The following is a 21,598-nucleotide window of genomic DNA, read 5'->3' as shown; positions in this document are numbered from 1 at the left end:
TATCTGTTGGACTTCTCGTACCGGTGTGATGACGATGGAACCATGACAAACAAAGCAACGACCGAAAAAGCAATGACACCGGAAGACATCACCCGCCTGTTCGTCGAGCGATCCAACGCAGGAGACGCCGACGGTGTCGCGGCGCTCTACGCCGACAACGCCGTCATGGCCTACCCCGCCGGACAGACGACGACAGGCCGAGCCGCAATACGTGAACTGTGGGCGTCGGTGCTCGCGCACGGGCCTCGTTTCGAACTGGAGGAGGGACTGCCGACGCTGGTGTACGGCGACATCGCGCTCACTTCGACGGCACCGAGGGACAATGCAGGCGCCCGCGCCCAGGTCGTGCAGCGTCAACCGGACGGTTCGTGGCTGCGCATCATCGATCAGCCGGAGTTCGACCCGACCTCGTGACACGCCCCGTCGGACTGCTCTGACAGTATTTCCCCTCGTGATACCGCAGCGGCTACGCCGAACGATCGATGCGCTCGCTCGGCGACTCGGCCGCAGTAGTGCCGCACTGAACGAGCAGGTCCAGAAGTTCGACTCCGAACACCCTTGGTTCCTCAGCTCCGAGGAGCGCGGCAACCCCGACACCCGCATCGCGGCCTGGACGGACGGCAACCGGGTCACCCCGCTCGTGCACGGCAAACCCTATTTCGCGGCTCTGGCGAGCGCGCTGGACGCCGCGGGCGAGGGCGACCTGGTGCTGTTCACCGATTGGCGCGGTGACCCGGAACAGCTGCTGACCGACGACACGACCGTCGAGGACGCGCTCGCGTCGGTTGCGCAGCGCGGCGGCATCGTCAAGGGCATGGTGTGGCGCTCGCACATCGAGACCCTCGGCTTCACCGGTCCCAAGAACCGGAAGTTGGCGTTGCGTCTCGAGGAGGCAGGCGGCGAGGTGATTCTCGACCAACGGGTCCTGACGCTGGGAAGTCATCACCAGAAGTTCGTCGTCGTCCGGTATCAGGATCCCGACACGGTCGACCTCGCGTTCGTCGGTGGTATCGATCTCGCGCGTGCCCGACGCGACGACGCCGATCATTTCGGCGACCCCGTGAGCCGGCCGTTCCCGCCCGAGTACGGCGAACTTCCCGCGTGGCACGACATGCAGGTGCAGGTGCAGGGGCCCGCGGTCCGCGACATCGAGCACGTCTTCCGTGAACGGTGGGAGGATCCGGCCGCGTTGTCCCGCCTGCCGTGGCACGCCATCCCCGACATTCTCCGCGGCGTCACCCGTGAGGTGTCGGAACTGCCGGAGCAGCACGACGCACCCGCAGCCGCGGGCACCTGCAGCGTCCAACTTCTCCGCACGTATCCGCGCAGACGCCCGGCGTATCCGTTCGCGACTCAGGGTGAGTTCAGCGCGGCCCGCGCGTACGCGAAGGTTCTGCGGCGCGCCCGCGAACTGGTCTACGTCGAGGATCAGTACCTGTGGTCGGTGGACGTGGCGCGGGTGTTCGCCGCCGCTTTGCGACGCTCACAGGATCTGCGCCTGGTCATCGTCGTCCCGAAACATCTCGACGACGACAGTGCCATCACCATTCCGTCGGCTCTGCTCGGCCACTCCGCGGCACTCGACGTGATCCGCGATGCGGGTGGTGACCGCGTGCTCGTCCTCGACCTCGAGAACGATCGCGGCATCCCGGTCTACGTGCATTCGAAGGTGTGCATCGTCGACGACGTGTGGGCCGCCGTCGGTTCCGACAACTTCAACCGGCGGTCGTGGACTCACGACTCCGAGCTGACGGCCGCGATCGTCGACGACGAACGCGACGTTCGTGAACCCGTCGACCCGGCCGGTCTCGGCGACGGAGCACGGGTGTTCGCGCGCGAACTACGGCTGGAACTCATCCGCGAGCACCTGGGCCGCGCGCCGGGCGACGACGAAGACCTCGTCGATCCCGCGTCGTTCTTCGACGCGGTGAGCAGCAGCGCGGCGCGTCTCGACGCCTGGCACACGGCACCGTCGGCGTCGCCGCGCCCGTCGGGCAGACTTCGCCGCCATGAAATCGACGTGCCTCCGCAGTGGCAGCAACGGCTGGCGGCGGTCGCGTATCGCCTGTTCGTCGATCCCGACGGCAGGCCCCTCGGTATGAGGTTCCGCCGCCGTTTCTGACACACTGAACATTCAACTTCCCTACGAATCGTTCAGAAACGGGCATTTCGATGGATTCGCAGCGCGTCAGCTCACGTGTCGGCAGCGCTGCCGACGTGACTCGTCGCGCAGCACTCGTCGGCGCAGTGGTGTTTCTCGCCTGTCTGTTCGGGATCGCAACTCGCCTTCCGGGCACGCTGGCCGTGTTCTGGCCCGCCAACGCCCTGCTGCTGGGCATACTGCTTCGCTCACCGCGCCTCGCAACGCCCGCCACCTGGGTCAGTGCGACGCTCGGCTACATTGCCGCCGACACGGTGACCGGTAGTCCACTGTTCTCCAACCTCGTCCTCAACCTGTGCAACGTCGCAGGCGTCGCGGCGGGCTTCCTGGTCTTCCGTCTCATCGGCCAGCAACGCCCCTGGTTGACGCGTGTCCAGTCGCTTGCGTTGGTGGCCGCGGTCATTCTCGTCGCGTCCTCCGTCGCCGGTGTCGCGGGCGGATTCGCGAACTCGGCCATCGAGTCGACTCCGTGGCAGAGCGGATGGGCGCGCTGGTTCTCCGGAGAGTTCCTCAACTACATGGCGGTCATGCCTGCGGTTCTCACCGCGCCCACGAGGGCGGACCTCCGTCGATTCCGTCGGCGCGGCGAGGTCGTCGCACTCGCGCGGCGGGTCGCCCCAGCCGCTGCGTTGTTGGTGCTCTGCCTGATCCTCGTGTGGGCGGTCGGAGGCTCGGGCGCGATCACGTTCGCCATGCCCGCCCTCGTCGTGGCCGCGTTGACGACGGGGGTCTTCGTCACGTCGCTGTTCATCTGGACGACGACGATGTGGATGCTCGTCCTCACCGCCGACGGACACATCGGGGTCCCGGACCTCGGCGCGATGCCGGTGGAACTGTCGGTCAGCATCGGATTGTCGTTCCTCGCGATCGCGCCGATCGCCGTGGCCTGCGTGACCAACGAGCGGCGCGCAGCCATCACCGCGTTACGCCACGCCGTCGCTCACGACGACCTGACCGGCGCCCTACGCCGGGACGAGTTCTTCCGTCGCGCACACCGTTTGACCCGCGACGCCGCCGACGGTGTTGCCACGGTCCTGATGATGGACCTCGATCACTTCAAGGCCCTCAACGACACGTACGGGCACAGCGCGGGCGACGGTGCTCTCGAGCGATTCGCCGACGACGTCCGGTCTCACCTCGGCCGCCGTCACCTGTTCGCGCGGCTCGGCGGAGAAGAATTCGCGGTGTTCTGCACCGACGTCTCCGAGCTCGACGCCTACGCCATCGCAGACACCATTCGCATCGGCCAGTTCCAGCGTGCGACAGAGCACTTCGCCGGTCACGGCGTGACCGTCAGCATCGGACTCGCGCACGGATCCGACAGTCTCGAGATGCTCTTCGACGCTGCCGACCGGGCGCTGTACGACGCGAAGCGACAGGGCCGCAATCGCATCGTCACAGCAACACCCGCGAGCGACGTTCACCGGTCGAGCTGACGGACACTGTCAGGACAGAGCTTGAACCACTCTGTCCGCCAACGGTTTCGTCGACGCCGGATTCTGCCCGGTGTAGAGCGTGCGGTCGACGACGACGTGCGGCGACCACGGATCGGAGCTCTCGAACCGTGCGCCGAGCTCCTTCAACCTGGATTCGAGAAGCCACGGCGCCTTGGCCGCCAGACCTGCCTGCGTTTCCTCCTCGTCGGTGAAACCGGTCAGCTGATAGCCGTCGAACACCCATCCCCCGTCCGACGTCGTGGCAGGCAGCAGGGCAGCGGGTGCGTGGCACACTGCCGACACGATCTTGCCCGTGCTCAGGAAATCGGTCACGAGCGCACCGAAACTCGTCGACACCGCGAGGTCCTCCATCGGCCCGTGGCCTCCCGGCACGAAGATTGCATCGAAGTCCGATGCCCGCTGATCCTCGAGCGAGGCCGGGTTCTGCAGTATCGACTCGATCGAGGCCAAGTATTTCTTCTGGTCGGCGACCTTCACCTCGTCGCCTCCGTTGGCGTCGACCGCAAGCGATCCCTCGTCGACGACGGGCGCCCTGCCACCCGGCGTCGCGACGACGACATCCCAGCCGGCGTCGACGAACGTGCGGTGAGATTCGACGAGTTCCTCGGCCCAGAAGCCCGTCGGATGCTCGGTTCCGTCGTTCAGGGTCCAGTGGTCGGCGGCGGTCACAGCGAACAATAGTTTCGTCATGCGTCCTGGCATGCCCGCTGGCGCTACTTCCCAATCAGTCGCGCACTCCGGTCATCGTCACTTACCAGGTGAGGACAGGTACGTCATGAGCCTCGTCGTCACGTACCCGCTGTTGTAGGCGCCGAGGGCGTTGAACTGCTCCAGCGGGGTGCCCGCACGCCTGACGCCTGCGCTTTCGAACTGCCCGACGGTGATGACCGGTTGTGTACCGCCGGCCTGCAATGCCGCGATGTCGGAGGACAACTGCGCGCGGGCGAGGTCGAAAGCGTTCGACAGCGCGTTCTCGTACATGAACCCGGTGACGCGGAGGTTGTCGTCGGTGATCGCGTTGTTGTAGTACTTCTCGACCAGTTGCTGATTGCGGACGTAATTGCTGACGCCGTAACCGATGGTCGCGTACTGCCCGTTGGGCTTTCCCTCTCCGAGATACTTCTCGATCGCGGGCTGCGCGTTCCGTTGGTGCACGGCTGCCGCGACGTCGATGTCCATGTAGGACAGCTGGCCGATCACCGAATCCAGTGAGCGCCCCGTACGATCCGCCACCTGGGCGGGCATTCCGGTCCGAAACGCGGCGAGGTTGGCGTCGGCGCCGCGGCGGAAGAAGTCGCCGACCTGAGCGAGGTCGACGCCCGAGTCGATGTCGGCGCCAGGATTGTCGCGGCCGACCTCCCACACGGCTTTCGTACCTGCCAGTTGGGCTTTCGCTGCTTCGAGAAAGATCAATGGGGTCGAGAGATAGTCGACGAACTCGACGATGTCGATGGGTTGTGTGTCGATCCGGCCGTCGATCGCCTGGATCTCGCTTGCGGCGTAGTCGAAGATCGTCAGCGCGTCGAAGGCGCCCGCGTACGCGTTGACCACTGCTTCGACGTCGGGCAAGGTTTTGGGTTCGAACGTGGCGATGGAATCGAGAAACGAGAAGAACGCGGCTTCCGCCGGACCGGTGTTGGTAGCCTGCGCAACAAATGCGCCCAGACCCGCCGGACCCTGAGAGACCAACGGTGTCAACGAGTTACCCACCGAATACGACGCTTCCATGACGGCCGCAGCTTCTAGCGCGGTGACCAACGCGCCGGCTATCGACCCTTGCCGATGCAGATCTCGAGCCCGGTCGGCGGCCTTCGCAGCAGTCTCCGGGAGCCCGGTGTTCATCATCGTCCGAAGGATGTTCACGTCGAGCGTGTCCAGCATCGTCAGCGCATTGTCGTACCGGCCAATCGCGGCGGTGTACTGCGCGTCGACCTTGTCGTACGCCCGGTTGTCGAGCCGCGTGTCCGGTTCCAGCCTCGGTGCCTCCAACTCGGAGCCGGTGAGCAGCCCGTACGCCTCGTAGATATCACCGACCTCGACGACGTTCACTCCGGCTCGGTCACCGATCCGCACGACATCGACACTGTCTCCGTTGCGGTCGGTGCTGTTGCGTTGCCCGAGTGGGATCAGCACCAGGTCGTACCCGGCGGCGCCCGCGGCCTGCACCTTCTCGGGGATGCCGCCGACAGGACCGATGGTGCCCGTTGCGTTGATCGTTCCGGTCATCGTCGCGGTGTCGGAGATCTGTTCGTCGCGCTGCAACGCGATGAGCGCCGCGGTCTTCAACGCGCCCGCGCTGGGACCGTCGATCTGCCCGCTGATCTCGAACTCGAAGCGACCGGACATCGGCTGCGACATGATCAACGTCGAGACGATCGCGGCGTTCCACGACGCCGCCCTCGAGGCGTCGCCCAGGCCGGAGACCTCGTCTTCGGAGAAGTCGACGCGAAACGACGAGTCCGTGGTCGCCGACCTCGTGACGATTTCCTCACCGACTCCACCGTCGCCGCTTCCGGTGGTGAACAGCGGCGCGATGGTCATCGACCTGCTCTCCGTCGATACCGCACCCATCCCCTCGGACAGTGCCGTCCCCTGCGTCGTCGATGCGCAGCCGACCGCGAGTACCGCGGCCACCCCCACGGCGACCGACCTGGTCGCGAGAACTCTCCGCCTTGCCATGACAACCCTCCCCGAACACATCGAATCGGACAAAAAGAACAATCGCGCCCGTTCAATGTAGGAGATGGCAGCCCGTCAGGCCATGAGTAGATCCACTCGAGCAGACTGGGTAGAAATCGCTGCGACTACCCAACCGAGCGACCAGCAGGGCGCAGCACGACGGTGAAGTTGTCCACCGTGGACTCGGTCACCTCGGGCGGGATCGCGGCGCCGTCGTCGCCGAGTATCGACAGAATGTCGAACCCTGCGCCGACGACGAGACTGCGCAGGTCCGTCAACGACGTGAAGTGCATTACCGGCCCGAAGTCGTGTGCAGCGAGCGGACCGACTGCCCACGAACCGTGGTCGACCGTCAGACGCCGATGCCGTCGCCAGTTCACCACTCTGCGTACCGAACCAGCCGGATCCAGAACACGACGTCCGACTGACACGGCGATCTTGCGCGGCGAGAACGTCATCGGACGGTTGGGGCGCGAGAGCTGGAACGGTGACTCGCCGAATCCGGGGCCGTTCTTGTTGAGCGTCGCTACCACGACGATGCCGTCGTCGGCGACGACGCGGCGGCACTCACGCATCACCGACAGTCTGTCGTCGTGGTCGACAGTGTCCATTCCGTTGTTGCTGAAGAGCACCAATCCGTAGCGTCCATCGGCGATCGGACGCATGTCGCGGGCGTCGGCGACGTGAGCCGGGAATTGCGGAAAACTACGCCGGAACGCGTCGATCATGTTGGGTGAGTAGTCCACTGCCGTGTAGTCATCGGAGAGCAGCCGCAGCAACGGTGTCGTTCGGCCACCTCCTACACCGATGTCGAGCACCGGTCGACCTCGAACGTGGGGTGCGGCGAGCGCGAGTGCAGCGGCCTCGCCGCCGTCGAGGAATCCAGTTGTCGGCGCGGCGTAGGACTCGTACACGGCTGCGACGTGGGCATCGTCGAAGACGTGCTGGTTGTGGTCGGCTCGATCCATCAGATGGCCCCCTGAACGCTTGCAGTTTCAACAAGCCTACGGAGCCAACCTGAATGTCCGATAAGTACAGATCAGGCGGAGGCTCGCCGCGGGGGTGCCGTCGTCCTTCGCCGGACGAGCTCCGGCGCCAGCACCACATCGCGCGCAGTCTCACCCGCTATGCGCGCGAGCGCTTCCTGCACCGCCGCCTCGGCGAGCGCGGTCACATCCTGAGAGATCGACGTCAGCTGGATGTGGGCAATGCGCGCCAAGCGAGAATCGTCGTACCCGACGACCGAGACGTCCCCCGGTACGTCGACACCGCGACGGAGCAGGTGATCCAGAACTCCGGTGGCGGAGTTGTCGTTGAACGCCACCACGGCCGTCGGAGGCTCGGGCGAGTCGAGCAGCTGTCGCATTCCCTGTGCGCCTTCGGTTTCGGTGATACCACCCTCGACGATGGGGGCCGGCAGACCGTGCCTTGTCATGGCGTCGGTGAAGCCTTGGCGCCTGTCCTGCGCGCCCGCCGAACTGCCACCGTCGATGTGGGCGATTCGCTTGTGTCCCAATGAAATCAGATGCTCCACCGCCGAACCGACACCGGCCACATCGTCACCGCGCACCGATCCGATACCGTCGACGCCGCTGGTGCGCAGCAGCGTCACGACCGGCACCGCACGGTCGACCGAACCGAGTTCGGTTGCATCCATTCGCGACCCGAGCAGCAGCGCTGCTTCGCATCGCTCGTGCACGAGCGTCTTCACCGCACTGGCCTCGTCCCGAGTGGGCGCGACTGCACCGAGCATCACGTCGTACCCGGCGCGTTCGGCAACGCCGTAGATCTGCTCGACGAGATCGCCGTGGAACGGCTGCTGCAGATCGAACGTGACCCCCAACAGGCGGGAGCTGGCCTGACGAAGTTTCTGCGCACGACGGTCCGGGACGTAACCGATCTCGTCGGCGATCGACTTGATCCGCGCACGAGTCTCCTCCGAAGCCCCCTCCACTCCCCGCATGACGATCGAGACGAGCGCAGGTGACACCCCGGCAGCTTTCGCCACATCGGCCATGGTCGGTCGAGCCACAGAAGTCCCTTTCCGTCGTTTTCGCCTCGAGAGCAACAGTAGACAGAACGCCTCCCCGACGCCCATTCGAACATATGCACTAACAGGCTGTGGACAAACCTGTGGAAATCTCGAGGACCAACCTGTCCGATCTGTGGATGGCGTGTGGATGAACGTGCGCCAGCGACAGGTTTTCACTGCTCAGGGGCTGTGTTTGCGAATTACACGCCTGTGAGTAAACGAGGCCGGTCGGCTGTGGATCGACCGTCGCTAAGCTCGGAGGCATGAGCGAACCGATCCTTGTCTGCGCATCCGTCTCCCACGGAAACACCAGACAGGTCGCCGACGCCATCGCCGGGGTCCTCGGCGCCTCGGTGATTTCACCCGAATCGGCCGATCCCGCCGGCCGCGACCTCGACGGGCACGACCTCGTCGGCTTCGGATCAGGCATCTATTACGGCTCGTTCCACTCCGACCTGGTTGCCTACATCGAGGCACTACCACCCCAGGACGGCAAACCCGCGTTCCTCTTCGCCACCAGCGGCCTCGCCGAATCCCGCTGGCTCCGCTTCTCCGCATCACTCGTCGAACGGCTCGAACACAAAGGCTTCGACGTCGTCGGAGGTTTCTCCTGCCGCGGATTCGACACATTCATGCCGTTCAAGCTCGTCGGCGGCATCCGACGCGGGCGACCGAACAACACCGACCTCGCCTCCGCCCGCGCCTTCGCCGAGCACCTGCGCGACAACGCTCGATGAGACCCCGCCCCGCACGACGAAACCCCTCCCCAGCTGACGCTGGGAAGGGGTTTCGCTCTTACGAGCCGCCTAAGAGAATCGAACTCTTGACCTTTTCATTACGAGAACGACGATAGACGTTCAGGCGGGTTCGCCTGGGGTTGCGAAACACCGCCTGAACAGCACAACCGTCCGATCCGGTTCACGACGGTTCATGGCCGTTCGTACCGACATGTGTCACTGTCGTGGCATCGAGAGGCTTCCCGAGCGCTGGGTTCCAAGTTACCGACCAGTAGGACGCCCACAAGGTTTCGCAACTTCGCCCCGCCCCATCCTTGACCACCGTCGGAGCGTCCGATTTTCCCGAATCGGAACAATGACACCCTCCCGACCGTTGAGCGGGGTATGACGACCTACAAGACTGTCAATCCTGCCGACGGCACAACTGTGAAGGAATTCGAGACTCTCGACGGTGCCGGCGTCGAGCGTGCACTTGCCGATGCACACGCCGGTTTCCAGACATGGCGCAAGACCTCACCGAAGCATCGCGCCGACATCCTGCACAAGGTCGCCGATCTCTACACCGAGCGTTCCGACGAACTGGCCCGCACGATCTCGCTCGAAATGGGCAAGCCCCTCACCGAATCCCAGGGCGAGGTGGAACTGTCGTCGAACATCTACCGCTACTACGCCGACCACGGCCCGTCGCTTCTCGAGGACGAGAAGCTCGACGTACCCGGCGCGGAAGACACTGTGCTGCAGCGTAAGCCGGTGGGCGCTCTCGTCGGCGTCATGCCGTGGAACTTCCCGTACTACCAGGTTGCCCGGTTCGCCGGCCCGAACCTGATGGTGGGCAACACGATTCTGCTCAAGCATGCACCCAATTGCCCGCAGTCGGCACTGCTGATGGAAGAGATCTTCCAGCAGGCCGGACTCCCCCAGGACGCGTACATCAACATCTTCGCGACCAACGACCAGATCGCCGACATGATCGCCGACTCCCGCGTCCAGGGCGTCTCGCTCACCGGTAGTGAGAGGGCCGGAACCTCCGTCGCCGAGACGGCCGGACGCAACCTCAAGAAGGTCGTCCTCGAACTCGGCGGATCGGACGTATTCATCCTGCTCGACTCCGACGACATGGACGCCACCGTCGAATCCGCTACCCGGGCGCGGCTGTCCAACGCAGGCCAGGCCTGCAATGCCGCCAAGCGCATCCTGGTCGCCGAGGAGGTCTACGACGACTTCGTCACCAAGCTCGTCGCGTCGTTCGAAGCCGTGCAGACCGGCGACCCGCTGGACGCGAAGACCACCCTCGGCCCCCTGTCGTCGCAGACCGCCGCCGACACGCTGATCGAGCAGATCGACGACGCCGTCGCCAAGGGCGCAACGCTGCTGACCGGCGGTAAAAAGATCGACGGACCGGGTGCCTACGTACAGCCGACATTGCTGACCGACGTCACCCCGGACATGCGCGCCTACAGCGAAGAGCTGTTCGGACCGGCCGGCGTGATCTACAAGGTCGAAAGCGCGCAGCAGGCAATCGAATTGGCGAACTCCTCCGCATACGGTCTCAGCGGCTCGGTGTGGAGCGCTGACCTCGACAAGGCCCGCGACGTGGCCGAGCAGCTCGAAGTGGGCATGGCGTTCGTCAACGAACACGGCACCACGCTGCCAGGTCTGCCGTTCGGCGGAGTCAAGCGCTCCGGCGTCGGCCGCGAACTGGGCCCGTGGGGCATGGACGAGTTCGTGAACAAGAAGCTCGTGCGCGTCTCAGCGAAGTAGATCCTGCTGGCATGGCTCCCCGGACACGATGTCCGGGGAGCTTTCGCGTTCCCCGTCGTCGAGCATTTCGACCCGGTACTGCGGGCGTAGCCGATAGGTTCGAGTTTCGTCCCCATCGCCGTGTCGAGGAGTAACCGTGGCCAACGCTTCGTCGTTCGTATCCAAGCAGGACGACATCGAGATCAGCACCTACACCTGGGCAACGGCCGCCGATCCGGCTCGCGGCGTCGTACAGATCGCGCACGGACTCGCCGAGCACGGCAGCCGCTACGCGCGCTTCGCGACCGCGCTGAACGACGCGGGATTCCACGTTATTGCCTCCGATCATCGCGGCCGGTAGCGGGCTGCGGCCACGCACCGTCAAGCGGCCGCTGTTCCTCGACGTCTGGGTCGAGCACGTCGTGGAGGAGGTCGCCAGCGAGAGCCGCGACGGCAGCAAGGGCACCATCGAGGGGCCGTACTACGTCCCGGAGGCGCCCGAACTCGGTTCGGAGGCATGGCTTCCCACGAGAGAGGGCGAGCAGGGGACGCCGCTGCTGTTCGAGGGTCAGGTCCGCGCGGTTGACGGGAGCCCGCTGTCGGGTGCGACGTTGGAGATCTGGCATGCCGACGCCGACGGCTTCTACGCGCAGTTCGCCCCCGGTATCCCCGAGTGGAACCTGCGGGGCACCGTGACCACGGATGCCGACGGCCGCTTCCACATCCACACCATGAAGCCCGCGCCATACCAGATCCCCACCGACGGCGCCTGCGGCAAGCTGATCTCCGCGGCCGGATGGCACCCGTGGCGGCCCGCGCACCTGCACCTCAAAGTCGGGGCCCCGGGTTATCAGCAGATCACCACGCAGCTGTACTTTCCCGGCGACCCCCACAACGACGACGACGTGGCGGACGCCGTGAAGCCAGAACTCGTGCTGGACCCGCAGGACATCGACGGCGGCCAGCAGGCCACCTACGACTTCGTCCTCGACCGCAGCACCGCGAGCTGACGCCGATGCTCTTCGCGGTCCGTATGGATGTCGCGCTACCCCTGGACATGGATCCGGGGGTACGCGCGGACACTCTCGCGCGGGAGAAGGCGTACTCGCAGGAGCTGCAGCGCGCGGGTGAGTGGCCGAGCATCTGGCGGTGCGTCGGCCAGTACTCGAACCTGAGCATCTTCGACGTCGTCGACAACGAGCGCCTGCATGAGATCCTCTGGAACCTGCCACTGTTCCCGTACATGACCATCGACGTCACTCCGCTCGCAATGCACCCCTCCGACATCGCAGCTAATTAGACACCGATCAACCCGTTACGACTACGTCGGTGCGAGCCGAGCTCGCTCGCCCCGCGCCGCTGCCAGCCCACCGACCTGTGGTTCGTGTGCGTCAGACGGCGTGAATGCCAGACTATCGACTACCGACGGTTCAGCGCGCGTCGCATTCGCTGTTGGTGACGTGTTCGAGCCAGGTGACGACCTCGCCGTGTTCGTCGGCTTCTAGGATGGCGACGTGGGCCATGAACCGGTTGGGGGTCGCTCGTCGAGTTATGTTGCGACAGCGGTCACTTCGGCCACTACTTGAAAAAAGGAATGTATACGTATTCAGGCGTGGTGCCAAGTCCCGTTTTTCGCGTCGCTCCGGCGGGCTGTCCGAAGGCGTCCAGTTGTCCGAGTCCCCTGTTGGGAGGGCCGCCCGTCAAGCGGTCTGTTGGGAGAGCGGGAACGGTTGCAGACGGATGTACGCCACGGGCGACGCTTCGGCGCCACCCGTGGCGGATTGGGGGGTGAGAAGATCCTCTGTGAGAACTGGTGGTCCTGTTATTGCATGTCGATACCCGTCAGGACGAGTACACGCTCGTCGGTGAGGTCGTCCATCGCCGAACGCACCCCCTCCTTGCCGGTGCCGGAGTCCTTCACACCTCCGTAAGGCATCTGATCGGCGCGATAACTCGGGACATCACCGATGATCACTCGCCCTACGTTCAGCAATTGCGATGCCCGGAAATCGGTGTGTAGATCGGCAGTGAACACCCCGGCCTGAAGACCGAATCGAGAAACGTTCACCCGGTCGAACGATTCCCGGTCGGAGGATGTACTGCACAACACCACGACTGGACCGAATATCTCGTCGTCGAGTACCCGTGCCCCGGCGGGTGTATCCTCGATCACGGTGGGCTCGACGGTGGTGCCGCTGCGCATCCCGCCGGTGAGGACGTTCGCGCCGCCGGCGACTGCGTCGTCGATCCACTGCGCCACGCGTAGAGCGGCACGTTCGTCGATCAAAGAGCCGACATCGGTGTTGTCTTCCGTGGGGGCGCCGGTACCCAACGCGAGTACGGCCTCGACGATGTGTTTCCTCATCGATGCGTAGTGCACTTCGTGCACGTAGACACGTTGGACCGAGATGCAGGATTGACCGGCCTGGTACATCGAGAATCTGGCGATGCGTTCTGCGGCATAGCGGTGCTTGTCCTCGTCGTCCCAGTCCTGGCATACGACGACCGCGGCGTTCCCACCCAACTCAAGGGTCACATGTTTACGCGGAACCATCTCTTTGATGGACCATCCCACCGGAACCGAGCCGGTGAACGACACCACCGGCAACCTGGGGTCGCGGACCATGTCGGAGGCTCGGTCGTTGGTGACGGTGAGGACCGACCAGCTTCCATGAAGCAGCGCCGTTTCGGCGAGCAGCTCTCCCAATACAAGGCTCGACAACGGAGCTGCGGGCGCCGGTTTGACGATGATCGGCGCACCGACCGCCAACGCGGGCGCTACTTTGTGCGCCATCAGATTCAAGGGGAAGTTGAACGGGGCGATCCCGAGTATGGGGCCCCTCGGGGCGCGGCGTACCAGAGCCAGGCGTCCCGTGGACCCCGCGTCGGTGTCCAGGCGCTGCAGGTGTCCGCTCCACCGTCGAGCTTCTTCTGCAGCCCACTGGAATGTCGATACGGCGCGGGTGACCTCTATTCGCGCCCACTTGACGGGTTTACCGGATTCTGCGGTGATCAGCTGCGCGATCTTCACCGCGTTCGCGCAGACGTGATGAGACATGCGCGAGGGCCGACGCCCGGACGTAGACGGGAGTGCCCGCAAATTCGGCCGCGACGGCGCTGGCCGCAGAGAGCGCGGTTTCGACGTGCTCGGCGCCTGCTTCGAACACTGTGCCTGCCGCGCGTCCATCGAACGGACTGCGAATCTCGCTGCTCGCTTGTGTGGTCACCGCGGAACCGGCAACCCAGAACGGATGGTGCGAGGTGGTCATGGATAGCCTCCGGTGAATAGTCGAGTGGGACTGGGCACGACGACCGCTCGCCGGCCCCTGTGCGGTGGCCGGCGAGCGTGAAGAAGTGGGACGAGTCAGGCAGAGGCCGGTGACGACGCGTTCTGCTGCTGCAAAATTTCGAGTGCCTCGATGAGGTACGTCCGGAAGACCGCGTGATTCTCGCTCATCGGGAAGTGTCCGATCTCCTTCATCTCGATGAACTTCGCATTCTTGATCTGCGCGGCTGTGCGGGCACTGTCTTCCGGTGTGGTGAGGTAGTCGTAATCCCCGGTCAGCATGACGACCGGGCACCGATCTCCGTCGATCTGATCGAGCTTGTCTCGCAGGTCGTGGTCGACGGAGTAGAAGTGCAGGTCGCCCTTGAACGCTTCGGATCCCTGGGTGTAGTAGAACCAGGTTTTCCACCGATCTGCTTCGGGGGACTGCGGCGCCATCAAATCCCATGTTCCGCTGGCGCAGACCTGCGCTGCGTTGGCGTGGGGATGCTGCCACCAGTCCAAGTAGAAGCCGGGCGAGTAGTCGGCCCCTTCGACGGGGATGACACCGGCGAAGCGGTCGGGATTACGGAGCGCGAGCTGTAGGGCGATGTTTCCGCCGAAGGAGGAGCCCATGAAGATTGGGTTTTCCAGTTCGAGTGCGTCCACCAACGCAACGATGAAGTTGGCGTAGTGATCGGCCGAGAGTTTGTACTCTTCGGTCCACCACTCGGTGTTCTCGGGCGGATCGGACTTCCCGTGCCGGGGAAGGTCGTAGGCGATGACGCGGTAATTCTTGGTGATCTCCTCGTCCTCGAGCAACCCTCGCCACTGGTGGTTGTGGCAGCCGGCAGTGTGTTGACAGACCAGCGGTTGGCCTGTTCCGTTCTCCAGGTAGAAAACCTTGTACAGCAGACCGTCGACATCGACGTCAACGTAATGTCCGGTGACCGGTGAAATCTTGTTCATGATGCGTGTCCTTCGTTGTCGCGAGGGTAGGTGTGAGGTGTACCGATCGGCGCCTAGACCGGCACACCGACGACGCGGAGAAGCTCGATCTGGCGCGTCACGCAGCGCAAGTTCTGCATGAGGGTGAGCACATCGCCCTCGAGTTTCATGTCCCGCTGGAACGATGCGGCCCAGATCCCGTGGAACATCGGAGCCGGCACCGGAACGCCGAATCCCTGCCAGGTCTCGACTCCGGCTCGGATAGCGAACTGATACGGCCGGTCCAGCGGGCCAGGGTCGACAGCGATGGAGTGGACTCGACCAGCGGACATCTCGACCACGAAGGTGTGGGTTTCCATGTCCAGGAGGTACGAACAGGTGAAGTAACGCCCGTGCGCTGCGATCTCCGCGTCCTGGTCGGAAGCCTGTTCGAATGCATCTGCCCACCGCTGGGGAGTCTGGGTGACGGTCGCGGTCATTGTCTTCTTCATCTCCTCGATCGCAGTGCCCGGCAGCGCTGAGGCAACCGACCACTTCGGTGTGATCCCGAAGGTAGGCGCCTCCGGTCATGGGCTAGATCACATATCGAGGGTGATGCGACCGTCCAATACCAAACACTCGACCGAACGATAGAAAAGAACTACTGGTGCCTGTTGAGCTGGGGCAATACCATCCGACTTGTGCTCCCTCCACTCGAACTGCGACCTCTGTCCTACTTCGTGGCCGTCGCGGAGGAGTTGCACTTCGGCCGCGCGGCCGCGCGGTTGCACATTGCGCAACCGTCCTTGAGTGTGCAGATCCGAAAGCTGGAGCATTCTCTGGGGACCGCCTTGTTCATCCGCGACAGTCGGCACGTCACCTTGACGCCGGCCGGCGCGAGACTTCTCGAGGGCAGTCGTCAACTCCTGGCGGACGCCGAGCGGATCTCATCGTTGACCCGCCAGATCGGCCGCACCGCGCGCGGGCATCTCGTCATCGGTTTTCAGGCCAACGCAGCCGCTGAACTGACCCCCGACATCTTGGCGTCGTTTCACGCACTGCATCCGGGCGTCGAAGTAGAGATGCAGTCCTTCGACTTCGCCGACCCGTACGTCGGGCTCGGCGACGGAACCGTGGATGTGGCGTTCGTCAGACCTCCGGTCGCTGTGCAGGACTGGCTGGCCCTGGATACGCTGTTCGTCGAACCGCGAGTCCTGGTTGTCATCTCCGATTCCCCACTCGCTCAACATGACTCGATAAACGTCGGGCAACTCACGGGGCAACCATTCGTCGCGCGACGGAGCACCGACGAGTGGCGCGACTTCTGGCTTGCCACCAGCTCCCGCGATGGCCACGACGTACACCTGGGGGCAGAGGTGTCGACCGTCGACGAGTGTTTCGAGGCCATACTCTCCAGAAAGGGTGTCGCGTTTTCCCAGGCCTCGACCCAACGCTTCTACGCACGTCCGGGGCTCGCGTTCGTCCCCGTCACCGGCATCCCTCCGACGCCACTGTCCATCGGGTGGAGATCTGACGTCGAGTCGGAATTGACCACGCACTTCGTCGCGGCCGCCCGTCGCGTCGCAACTTCTCGACCGGTGCCCAATTCGTGGGCGACTCCCGTCGCCGGTGTTACTTCTCTGGTCGATCGATTCGAAGCCAGACTCACCTCTTGAGTAGTGCCGCAACCCTCGTGTAGCTCGCACGCTTCACGGCGCGCGCACACGGCGGAACCAGGGTTCGACGAGCAGCCAACGCGATCCCCACATCACCGACCCGGTCGGATCGCCTCGACGTAAGGCGTTCCGGTGTCACCGCCCGCATGCCCCGCGCAGGGGGCGAAGACCACTGAGGTCACCTAGGTGTAATTCCCGTGGACGTTGCGAACGGGGACGCGGTCGATAGGTGACTGGCCACCGATGCCGGTGTGGGGTCGGTGGTGATTGTAGTGGTGGATCCAGTCCTGGTAGGTCGCTGCGCGGGCGTCGTCGGACAGGTAGGTGTGGGCGTAGGCCCATTCCTGGTTGAGGGTGCGGTTGAATCGTTCGACGGCCGTCGTCGGTGGATCCGCCGCCGCCGTACACGCGGATCGTCGACGCGCCCCACAGCTTCTTCATCCCGCCCTGACCGAAGCATTCCTCTCCTTGGGACCAGGACTGCAGGATGGTGGTGACGGTGATTCCGCGGGAACCGAAGTGGCTGCACCGGTTCGGCAACTGCCGCCACCGCACCACATTCGCAGCTTCGTCGAGGGCGTACGTCGCCGGCACCCGCAGCCGCCCCGCCGGCAACGATCCTTCCGCGGGGGTGGCGGTGGCCCGATCGACCAGGGCGTCGGTGACAGCGACAGTCAACGCGGTGACCAGGGCGCCGCACTCGTTGGCGGCGTCCTCCATCGACAGGCAGAACAAGTGGGTGCGTCCTCGGCGGCGAACGCTCTCGAACAACGTCGCACGGATCCGGCACGGCAGCGGTGCACCGCCACATCGGACCACCGTGAGTCCCCACACGTCCGCACCCAACGGGTCCCGTCACGGATCGTGTCACCCCCGTGTCATCGAGACTGAAAGCGCAGGTCAGAGCCACCGCGACCGGCAACCTTTACAGTCCGGATAAAAAGGTTAGTTTCGAATACATGCTGGTCAGAGCGATGCCGCCGTGTACTCCACGGACCCACGGCACTTCATTCGGGCGCACCCGGGACTGAAAAAGCGGTCATGCGAATCGCATAACCGCTGATCAGGATACGTTGTGGAGCCGCCTAAGAGAATCGAACTCTTGACCTTTTCATTACGAGTGAAATGCTCTACCGACTGAGCTAAGGCGGCGTGCCTTTCGGCGTTGGTGAGTCTAACGGAGCATCCGCCCGAAACTGAAATCGCCTCCCCTCAGGACCCCGCGGGGATGGCGAGACCCTCGACCGGGCCGGCGAGAACGGACTTGAAGTACCTGGTCACGTCGTCGGCAAGCACCTCGGTGTCCCCGTTCGCGACACCGTCGACGACGGCTTTCGCCACATCCTTCGGATCGTTCTTCGGCACGTCCAGGTCCGCGATCATGTCCGTGTCGGTGTAACCCAGATGCACTCCCGTCACGAGGGTCCCTTGCGGGCCGAGTTCGACCCGAAGGGAGTTGGTCGCCGACCACAGTGCGGCCTTCGATGCGCCGTACGCTCCGGCGCCACCCACCCAGGACAGAACCGAATGCACGTCGACCAGTGCACCGCCGCCGTTGCTCGCGAGAATCGGCGCGAAGGACTGCGCGACCCGCACGGCACCGAAGAAGTTGGTCTCGAACACGGTCCGCACGTCCTCGAGTGTCGATCCCAGCAACGGACCCGATCCCGGGGCGCCTGCATTGTTGACGACGATGGTGACATCGGTCAGCTCCCGAGCCAGTTCCGCGACGGATTCCGGGTCGGTGACATCGAGCGGCTTCGCGACGACGCGCGGATCATCCGTCGGCTTGGGCGTCCTGGCCGTCGCGTAGATCTTCGCCGCGCCGCGCGCCAGGAACTCGTCGACGATCGATTTGCCCAGCCCACGCTGCCCACCGGTCACCACTACGACCGCGCCTTCGATTGCCACCATCGGACTCACCCTTCGACATATCTGAAATGCTTTTGACTATGTCAGTAGTACTTGCCCGGATCGACATAGTCAAATACTGTTGAGTTATGTCATCGACGCCGACGCCGACGGAGCGCTTCCGCCTCGACCCCGCCCCCGACGGCCTCGCTCACGTCCAGAACCTGCTCAACACCCGAGCCATCGACGCAAAAGGACTCCCGGACCTGCTCGCCGACGGCGCGGTGGCATCCGCGGCGATGGGGCACGACCTCAGCGATGCCGACGCCGCGGCACTACGCGAACTGCGGACGACGATCGAACTCCTCATCGCAGGCACGCCCCCGGAAACGGCGCCCGCCGACGCCGTCCTCACCCTCGACGCGTCGGGAACCGTCCAGTTGGGACCGTCTGGAACCGGCCACGAGTACGTGACGTCGCGCATCTGGGCCGAGATTCTGCTGGCTCAACGCGCGGACACCTGGCGGCGACTCAAGCGTTGCAGGAACGAACCGTGCGGCTCTGCGTTCTACGACCGTTCCCGCAACAACAGCGGCGTCTGGCACGACGTCAAGACCTGCGGGAACATCGCGAATCTTCGGGCTTCGCGGGCGCGGCGGAGGGCCTGATCTCACGCCTCAGCGCAGCGCTGCACCCAATTGCGCGACCATGGCGTAGACGGCGAACTTGGGCTTGGAGTTGAGCGCCAAGGCTTCACGGCATTCGAGGATTGCCTCGATACTCTTCAACAGAGCCTCCGGCGACGCACCCCTGGCCATACGTTCGATCTGTTCCGACATGTCCGGATGGTTGAGCACAGCGGTGGATCCGTAGGAGCGGGTCAACGCATCGCGATACAAACCGGCGAGGTCGATCAGAGCTCGGTCGAAAGCGTCTCGAAGATTACGGGTACGCCGCGATTTCTGCCGCGCCTCGAGCTCCTTGATGACGCCTGCAGACCCCCGCAGCGCGCCCGCCGCGCCCTTACCGGTGCCGCCTGCGCCGAGCGCGGTGCGCAGCTCTTCCATCTCCACGTCGTCGAGGGCGGCACTGATCTCCGCGGCTTCGGTCTCCGCGGCCTTCACCATCTCCTCGGCCGCGAGATAGGCCTGATTGGGCCGCGCTGCAGCCGACGCGAGGCCGAGGGCCCGCTTGCGCCTGGCACGAGCGTCCTCGTCTTTCGCCAGTCGCCGTGCGCGGCCCACGTGTCCACCGCTGATCGACGCCGCCCACTGGGCCGTCTCCGCATCGAGCTTGTCGCGGGTCTGCAGAACCTGCGCGATCGCCGGCGTCGTGGGCGTCACGAGATGCACATGGCGGCAGCGCGAGCGGAGGGTGACGGACATGTCCTCCGGATCGGTCGACGGCGCACACAGCAACATGACCGTCCGCTCCGGCGGCTCCTCGACGACCTTCAGCAAAGCGTTGGCGGCCGCCTCGCTGAGCCGATCCGCATCTTCGATGACGACGATCTGCCAGCGCCCGGTGCTGGGCCGACGCGCAGCGATCTGCACGATCTCCCGCATCTCCTTGACGCTGATGCTCAAGCCCTGCGGGATGATCCGTCGGACATCGCCGTGGGTGCCGGCCATCGTCGTGGTGCACGGATGGCAGGTACCGCAGCCCGGTGACCCCTCCGTGGTGCATTGCAGGGCCGCCGCGAAACACAGAGCAGCGATGGATCGACCGGACCCGGGAGGGCCGGTGAACAACCAGGAGTGCGTCATCGCGGACCCCGGGTCCCCGGTACGAGCGCCGACGGCCGCGGCGGTCAGCTCTGCTTCCACGTCCTCTTGGCCGATCAGCCGATCGAAAACTCCCGCCATGCCAGCGAGCCTAGTCGCTCGGTGCGACACGAACGCCTCGCGCCCGGCGCATCACGCAGGCGGCGGCAGGTACGGCAGCACGACGCGGAAAACGTCGATCGAGCCGGCACGCACCTCCTCGGCGGACGAAACACCGAGTCGATTCGCGCTCAGCATCACGGCACCCGACGCCGTCATCGTCTGAGTGGTGTACGTGTCGCCGTCGAGCAGGAAGGCGTAGGTGGTGTACCCGCCGTCGGTCAGCGTACGAACCTCGGTGGTCGAGGGGCTCGTGTACGGGTCGGGTAGCGTCGACGTGTCCTCGAACACCAGAACCGACACCGCGATACGGTCGTTTCCCCAGATACACCCGAGCTCTCCGACCGCAGTGGGTCGAGCCTCCGCCAGATCGAGATCGCGCAGCAGCGCATCCGGCAAGGCGCAGGGGTCGAATTCCGGAGACGATTCGACGGAAGTCGTTGTCACGTACTCTGTTTCGGATACATCGAGGACCTCGTCCGACGCCGTGGCCGTCCCGCCGACACCGGAACCGCACGCCCCGACGGACAACACGAACGCACTTGTCAGCATGGCCAGCGCTGCCGATCGTCGCATCTAGATGTCCTCCAGGATCAGTGTCGTCGCGACCTTCAGCCGTATACAGAAGGAATCGAAGTCCGTTTCCGCGAGCGTGAACTGCACTGTTCGGCCATCGATCTCGGCCAACGAGATGCACCTGTTTCCCTCGAACACGAAATTGTCCACCATCTGACCGTCCGCCTCGAACTCGCTCAACTCGGTGACTCCGGGTGTGGTCGCGAGCCGAGTCCGGTCGACGCCTTCGCTGTACCCGACCGAGAAACGCCCGGACTGGCCCGTCCAGCTACACCCGTCCACCCCCGGCAACGGTTCCTTGGTTGCCGGATCCACGCCCGCATAGATACTCAGCTGCAGATCCTCGAGGACACACGGATCGAAGGACGACGGGGTCGCTGTCGGGATCGCTGCCGGGGACGACGACGGCGCCTGCCCGCCCGTAGACCCACCAGCGGCAAGACCTTGCCCGTGCCATGCATCCTGGCCGACAGCTCTGCCGGGCGAGGTCCGAGCACATGCGACCACCGACAACAACACACACAGCAGGACTACCAGTTTCTTCCCCACACCCACTTGGACGCACCGAGGCCGCAGTTGGTTCCGTCGCCCACCCTCATCGCTCGAAAGGTTCG

At 64.7% G+C, this 21,598-nt stretch carries 22 protein-coding genes, 1 tRNA gene and 2 pseudogenes; 10 read left to right on the top strand and 15 right to left on the bottom strand.

The genetic code is table 11. The annotated features are described in order from the left end of the window. The first annotated feature begins 72 nt into the window (after nucleotides 1-72). From CH292_RS17010 to CH292_RS17000, 3 genes are read left to right on the top strand one after another with little or no spacing between them, the layout of a single operon-like run. A complete protein-coding gene (locus CH292_RS17010; RefSeq protein ID WP_019662987.1) occupies nucleotides 73-414 on the top strand; it encodes a nuclear transport factor 2 family protein in 342 nt (113 codons plus the stop codon). Nucleotides 415-451: 37 nt separating this feature from the next. Further along, nucleotides 452-2,122, top strand: coding sequence for a phospholipase D-like domain-containing protein (locus CH292_RS17005; RefSeq protein WP_094627855.1), 1,671 nt, complete (start codon nucleotides 452-454; stop codon nucleotides 2,120-2,122). Between the two features lie 50 nt (nucleotides 2,123-2,172). Next, nucleotides 2,173-3,597, top strand: coding sequence for a GGDEF domain-containing protein (locus tag CH292_RS17000; RefSeq protein ID WP_094627856.1), 1,425 nt, complete (start codon nucleotides 2,173-2,175; stop codon nucleotides 3,595-3,597). A gap of 9 nt (nucleotides 3,598-3,606) precedes the next feature. Here the strand turns inward: CH292_RS17000 and CH292_RS16995 are convergent, their stop codons facing one another. The 4 genes from CH292_RS16995 to CH292_RS16980 form a co-directional block, all read right to left on the bottom strand. Then, on the bottom strand, nucleotides 3,607-4,308 hold the full coding sequence (locus tag CH292_RS16995; protein WP_094655344.1) for a type 1 glutamine amidotransferase domain-containing protein: 702 nt from the start codon (nucleotides 4,306-4,308) through the stop codon (nucleotides 3,607-3,609). Nucleotides 4,309-4,365: 57 nt separating this feature from the next. Next, on the bottom strand, nucleotides 4,366-6,297 hold the full coding sequence (locus tag CH292_RS16990) for a S16 family serine protease (RefSeq protein WP_249277315.1): 1,932 nt from the start codon (nucleotides 6,295-6,297) through the stop codon (nucleotides 4,366-4,368). A 125-nt stretch (nucleotides 6,298-6,422) separates the two neighbouring features. Then, nucleotides 6,423-7,265 carry a class I SAM-dependent methyltransferase gene (locus CH292_RS16985; RefSeq protein ID WP_019662982.1) on the bottom strand — a complete coding sequence of 281 codons (843 nt, stop codon included), beginning with the start codon at nucleotides 7,263-7,265 and terminating at the stop codon, nucleotides 6,423-6,425. A gap of 71 nt (nucleotides 7,266-7,336) precedes the next feature. Then, a complete protein-coding gene (locus tag CH292_RS16980) occupies nucleotides 7,337-8,314 on the bottom strand; it encodes a LacI family DNA-binding transcriptional regulator (protein ID WP_094655290.1) in 978 nt (325 codons plus the stop codon). 278 nt (nucleotides 8,315-8,592) lie between these two features. Here CH292_RS16980 and CH292_RS16975 point away from each other — a divergent pair, with 278 nt between their 5' ends. The 5 genes from CH292_RS16975 to catC all read left to right on the top strand — a co-directional run bounded on the left by CH292_RS16975 (nucleotide 8,593) and on the right by catC (nucleotide 12,106). Continuing rightward, a complete protein-coding gene (locus CH292_RS16975) occupies nucleotides 8,593-9,066 on the top strand; it encodes a flavodoxin family protein (RefSeq protein ID WP_094655289.1) in 474 nt (157 codons plus the stop codon). A gap of 384 nt (nucleotides 9,067-9,450) precedes the next feature. Further along, the gene (locus CH292_RS16970) at nucleotides 9,451-10,827 is read left to right on the top strand and encodes an NAD-dependent succinate-semialdehyde dehydrogenase (protein ID WP_068103716.1); all 1,377 of its coding nucleotides are present in this window, start codon (nucleotides 9,451-9,453) and stop codon (nucleotides 10,825-10,827) included. A gap of 136 nt (nucleotides 10,828-10,963) precedes the next feature. Further along, on the top strand, nucleotides 10,964-11,167 hold the full coding sequence (locus tag CH292_RS16965; RefSeq protein ID WP_249277314.1) for an alpha/beta hydrolase: 204 nt from the start codon (nucleotides 10,964-10,966) through the stop codon (nucleotides 11,165-11,167). After that, nucleotides 11,142-11,816 carry a SpaA isopeptide-forming pilin-related protein gene (locus CH292_RS16960; protein WP_094655288.1) on the top strand — a complete coding sequence of 225 codons (675 nt, stop codon included), beginning with the start codon at nucleotides 11,142-11,144 and terminating at the stop codon, nucleotides 11,814-11,816. The genes CH292_RS16965 and CH292_RS16960 overlap by 26 nt, the downstream gene beginning before the upstream one ends. A gap of 5 nt (nucleotides 11,817-11,821) precedes the next feature. Continuing rightward, the gene (gene catC, locus CH292_RS16955) at nucleotides 11,822-12,106 is read left to right on the top strand and encodes a muconolactone Delta-isomerase (protein WP_094655287.1); all 285 of its coding nucleotides are present in this window, start codon (nucleotides 11,822-11,824) and stop codon (nucleotides 12,104-12,106) included. A gap of 522 nt (nucleotides 12,107-12,628) precedes the next feature. Here catC and CH292_RS16945 read toward each other — a convergent pair. The 4 genes from CH292_RS16945 to CH292_RS16935 all read right to left on the bottom strand — a co-directional run bounded on the left by CH292_RS16945 (nucleotide 12,629) and on the right by CH292_RS16935 (nucleotide 15,510). Further along, complete coding sequence (locus CH292_RS16945; RefSeq protein ID WP_256978181.1) at nucleotides 12,629-13,864, bottom strand: aldehyde dehydrogenase family protein; 1,236 nt, start codon at nucleotides 13,862-13,864, stop codon at nucleotides 12,629-12,631. Continuing rightward, nucleotides 13,800-14,075, bottom strand: a complete 276-nt coding sequence (locus CH292_RS29390) for an aldehyde dehydrogenase family protein (protein ID WP_256978179.1) — start codon at nucleotides 14,073-14,075, stop codon at nucleotides 13,800-13,802. The genes CH292_RS16945 and CH292_RS29390 overlap by 65 nt, the downstream gene beginning before the upstream one ends. 95 nt (nucleotides 14,076-14,170) lie before the next feature. Continuing rightward, complete coding sequence (locus CH292_RS16940; protein WP_094655286.1) at nucleotides 14,171-15,040, bottom strand: alpha/beta fold hydrolase; 870 nt, start codon at nucleotides 15,038-15,040, stop codon at nucleotides 14,171-14,173. Between the two features lie 53 nt (nucleotides 15,041-15,093). Further along, nucleotides 15,094-15,510 carry a hypothetical protein gene (locus tag CH292_RS16935; protein WP_256978177.1) on the bottom strand — a complete coding sequence of 139 codons (417 nt, stop codon included), beginning with the start codon at nucleotides 15,508-15,510 and terminating at the stop codon, nucleotides 15,094-15,096. A gap of 189 nt (nucleotides 15,511-15,699) precedes the next feature. Here CH292_RS16935 and CH292_RS16930 point away from each other — a divergent pair, with 189 nt between their 5' ends. Further along, on the top strand, nucleotides 15,700-16,674 hold the full coding sequence (locus CH292_RS16930; RefSeq protein ID WP_094655284.1) for a LysR substrate-binding domain-containing protein: 975 nt from the start codon (nucleotides 15,700-15,702) through the stop codon (nucleotides 16,672-16,674). A gap of 182 nt (nucleotides 16,675-16,856) precedes the next feature. Here CH292_RS16930 and CH292_RS16925 read toward each other — a convergent pair. The 4 genes and pseudogenes from CH292_RS16925 to CH292_RS16910 form a co-directional block, all read right to left on the bottom strand. Then, nucleotides 16,857-17,048, bottom strand: a pseudogene (locus CH292_RS16925) (integrase core domain-containing protein); the annotation flags it as partial. A 19-nt stretch (nucleotides 17,049-17,067) separates the two neighbouring features. Beyond that, nucleotides 17,068-17,394: pseudogene (locus CH292_RS16920) on the bottom strand (TraM recognition domain-containing protein); the annotation flags it as partial. A 356-nt stretch (nucleotides 17,395-17,750) separates the two neighbouring features. Then, nucleotides 17,751-17,826 (bottom strand) — tRNA-Thr (locus CH292_RS16915). A 60-nt stretch (nucleotides 17,827-17,886) separates the two neighbouring features. After that, nucleotides 17,887-18,588, bottom strand: coding sequence for an SDR family oxidoreductase (locus CH292_RS16910; RefSeq protein ID WP_094655283.1), 702 nt, complete (start codon nucleotides 18,586-18,588; stop codon nucleotides 17,887-17,889). Nucleotides 18,589-18,674: 86 nt separating this feature from the next. Between CH292_RS16910 and CH292_RS16905 the strand changes: the two genes are divergently transcribed. Next, entirely contained in the window at nucleotides 18,675-19,193 is a 519-nt protein-coding gene (locus CH292_RS16905) for a CGNR zinc finger domain-containing protein (RefSeq protein WP_019662978.1), read from the top strand. Nucleotides 19,194-19,202: 9 nt separating this feature from the next. Here CH292_RS16905 and CH292_RS16900 read toward each other — a convergent pair whose 3' ends face one another. Genes CH292_RS16900 through CH292_RS16890 form a run of 3 tightly spaced genes read right to left on the bottom strand, consistent with a single transcriptional unit; the run spans nucleotide 19,203 to nucleotide 21,539 of the window. Then, nucleotides 19,203-20,390, bottom strand: coding sequence for a DNA polymerase III subunit delta' (locus tag CH292_RS16900; RefSeq protein ID WP_033190109.1), 1,188 nt, complete (start codon nucleotides 20,388-20,390; stop codon nucleotides 19,203-19,205). Between the two features lie 51 nt (nucleotides 20,391-20,441). Continuing rightward, nucleotides 20,442-20,984, bottom strand: coding sequence for a DUF3558 domain-containing protein (locus tag CH292_RS16895; protein WP_094627859.1), 543 nt, complete (start codon nucleotides 20,982-20,984; stop codon nucleotides 20,442-20,444). Beyond that, entirely contained in the window at nucleotides 20,985-21,539 is a 555-nt protein-coding gene (locus CH292_RS16890) for a hypothetical protein (RefSeq protein ID WP_256978174.1), read from the bottom strand. Between the last annotated feature and the right edge of the window lie 59 nt (nucleotides 21,540-21,598).

The organism is Rhodococcus sp. 14-2470-1a (genome assembly GCF_002259425.1).
Classification (GTDB): domain Bacteria; phylum Actinomycetota; class Actinomycetes; order Mycobacteriales; family Mycobacteriaceae; genus Rhodococcoides; species Rhodococcoides fascians_E.
This window is presented reverse-complemented; position numbering and strand designations above follow the sequence as displayed.

Bases quoted from the DNA above. Each gene is read 5' to 3' on its own strand.
- CH292_RS17010 (WP_019662987.1), top strand. From the start codon at position 73: ATGACACCGGAAGACATCACCCGCCTGTTCGTCGAGCGATCCAACGCA.
- CH292_RS17000 (WP_094627856.1), top strand. From the start codon at position 2,173: ATGGATTCGCAGCGCGTCAGCTCACGTGTCGGCAGCGCTGCCGACGTG.
- CH292_RS16995 (WP_094655344.1), bottom strand. From the start codon at position 4,308: ATGACGAAACTATTGTTCGCTGTGACCGCCGCCGACCACTGGACCCTG.
- CH292_RS16990 (WP_249277315.1), bottom strand. From the start codon at position 6,297: ATGGCAAGGCGGAGAGTTCTCGCGACCAGGTCGGTCGCCGTGGGGGTG.
- CH292_RS16985 (WP_019662982.1), bottom strand. From the start codon at position 7,265: ATGGATCGAGCCGACCACAACCAGCACGTCTTCGACGATGCCCACGTC.
- CH292_RS16980 (WP_094655290.1), bottom strand. From the start codon at position 8,314: ATGGCCGATGTGGCGAAAGCTGCCGGGGTGTCACCTGCGCTCGTCTCG.
- CH292_RS16975 (WP_094655289.1), top strand. From the start codon at position 8,593: ATGAGCGAACCGATCCTTGTCTGCGCATCCGTCTCCCACGGAAACACC.
- CH292_RS16970 (WP_068103716.1), top strand. From the start codon at position 9,451: ATGACGACCTACAAGACTGTCAATCCTGCCGACGGCACAACTGTGAAG.
- catC (WP_094655287.1), top strand. From the start codon at position 11,822: ATGCTCTTCGCGGTCCGTATGGATGTCGCGCTACCCCTGGACATGGAT.
- CH292_RS16945 (WP_256978181.1), bottom strand. From the start codon at position 13,864: ATGTCTCATCACGTCTGCGCGAACGCGGTGAAGATCGCGCAGCTGATC.
- CH292_RS29390 (WP_256978179.1), bottom strand. From the start codon at position 14,075: ATGACCACCTCGCACCATCCGTTCTGGGTTGCCGGTTCCGCGGTGACC.
- CH292_RS16940 (WP_094655286.1), bottom strand. From the start codon at position 15,040: ATGAACAAGATTTCACCGGTCACCGGACATTACGTTGACGTCGATGTC.
- CH292_RS16935 (WP_256978177.1), bottom strand. From the start codon at position 15,510: ATGAAGAAGACAATGACCGCGACCGTCACCCAGACTCCCCAGCGGTGG.
- CH292_RS16910 (WP_094655283.1), bottom strand. From the start codon at position 18,588: ATGGTGGCAATCGAAGGCGCGGTCGTAGTGGTGACCGGTGGGCAGCGT.
- CH292_RS16905 (WP_019662978.1), top strand. From the start codon at position 18,675: ATGTCATCGACGCCGACGCCGACGGAGCGCTTCCGCCTCGACCCCGCC.
- CH292_RS16900 (WP_033190109.1), bottom strand. From the start codon at position 20,390: ATGGCGGGAGTTTTCGATCGGCTGATCGGCCAAGAGGACGTGGAAGCA.
- CH292_RS16895 (WP_094627859.1), bottom strand. From the start codon at position 20,984: ATGCGACGATCGGCAGCGCTGGCCATGCTGACAAGTGCGTTCGTGTTG.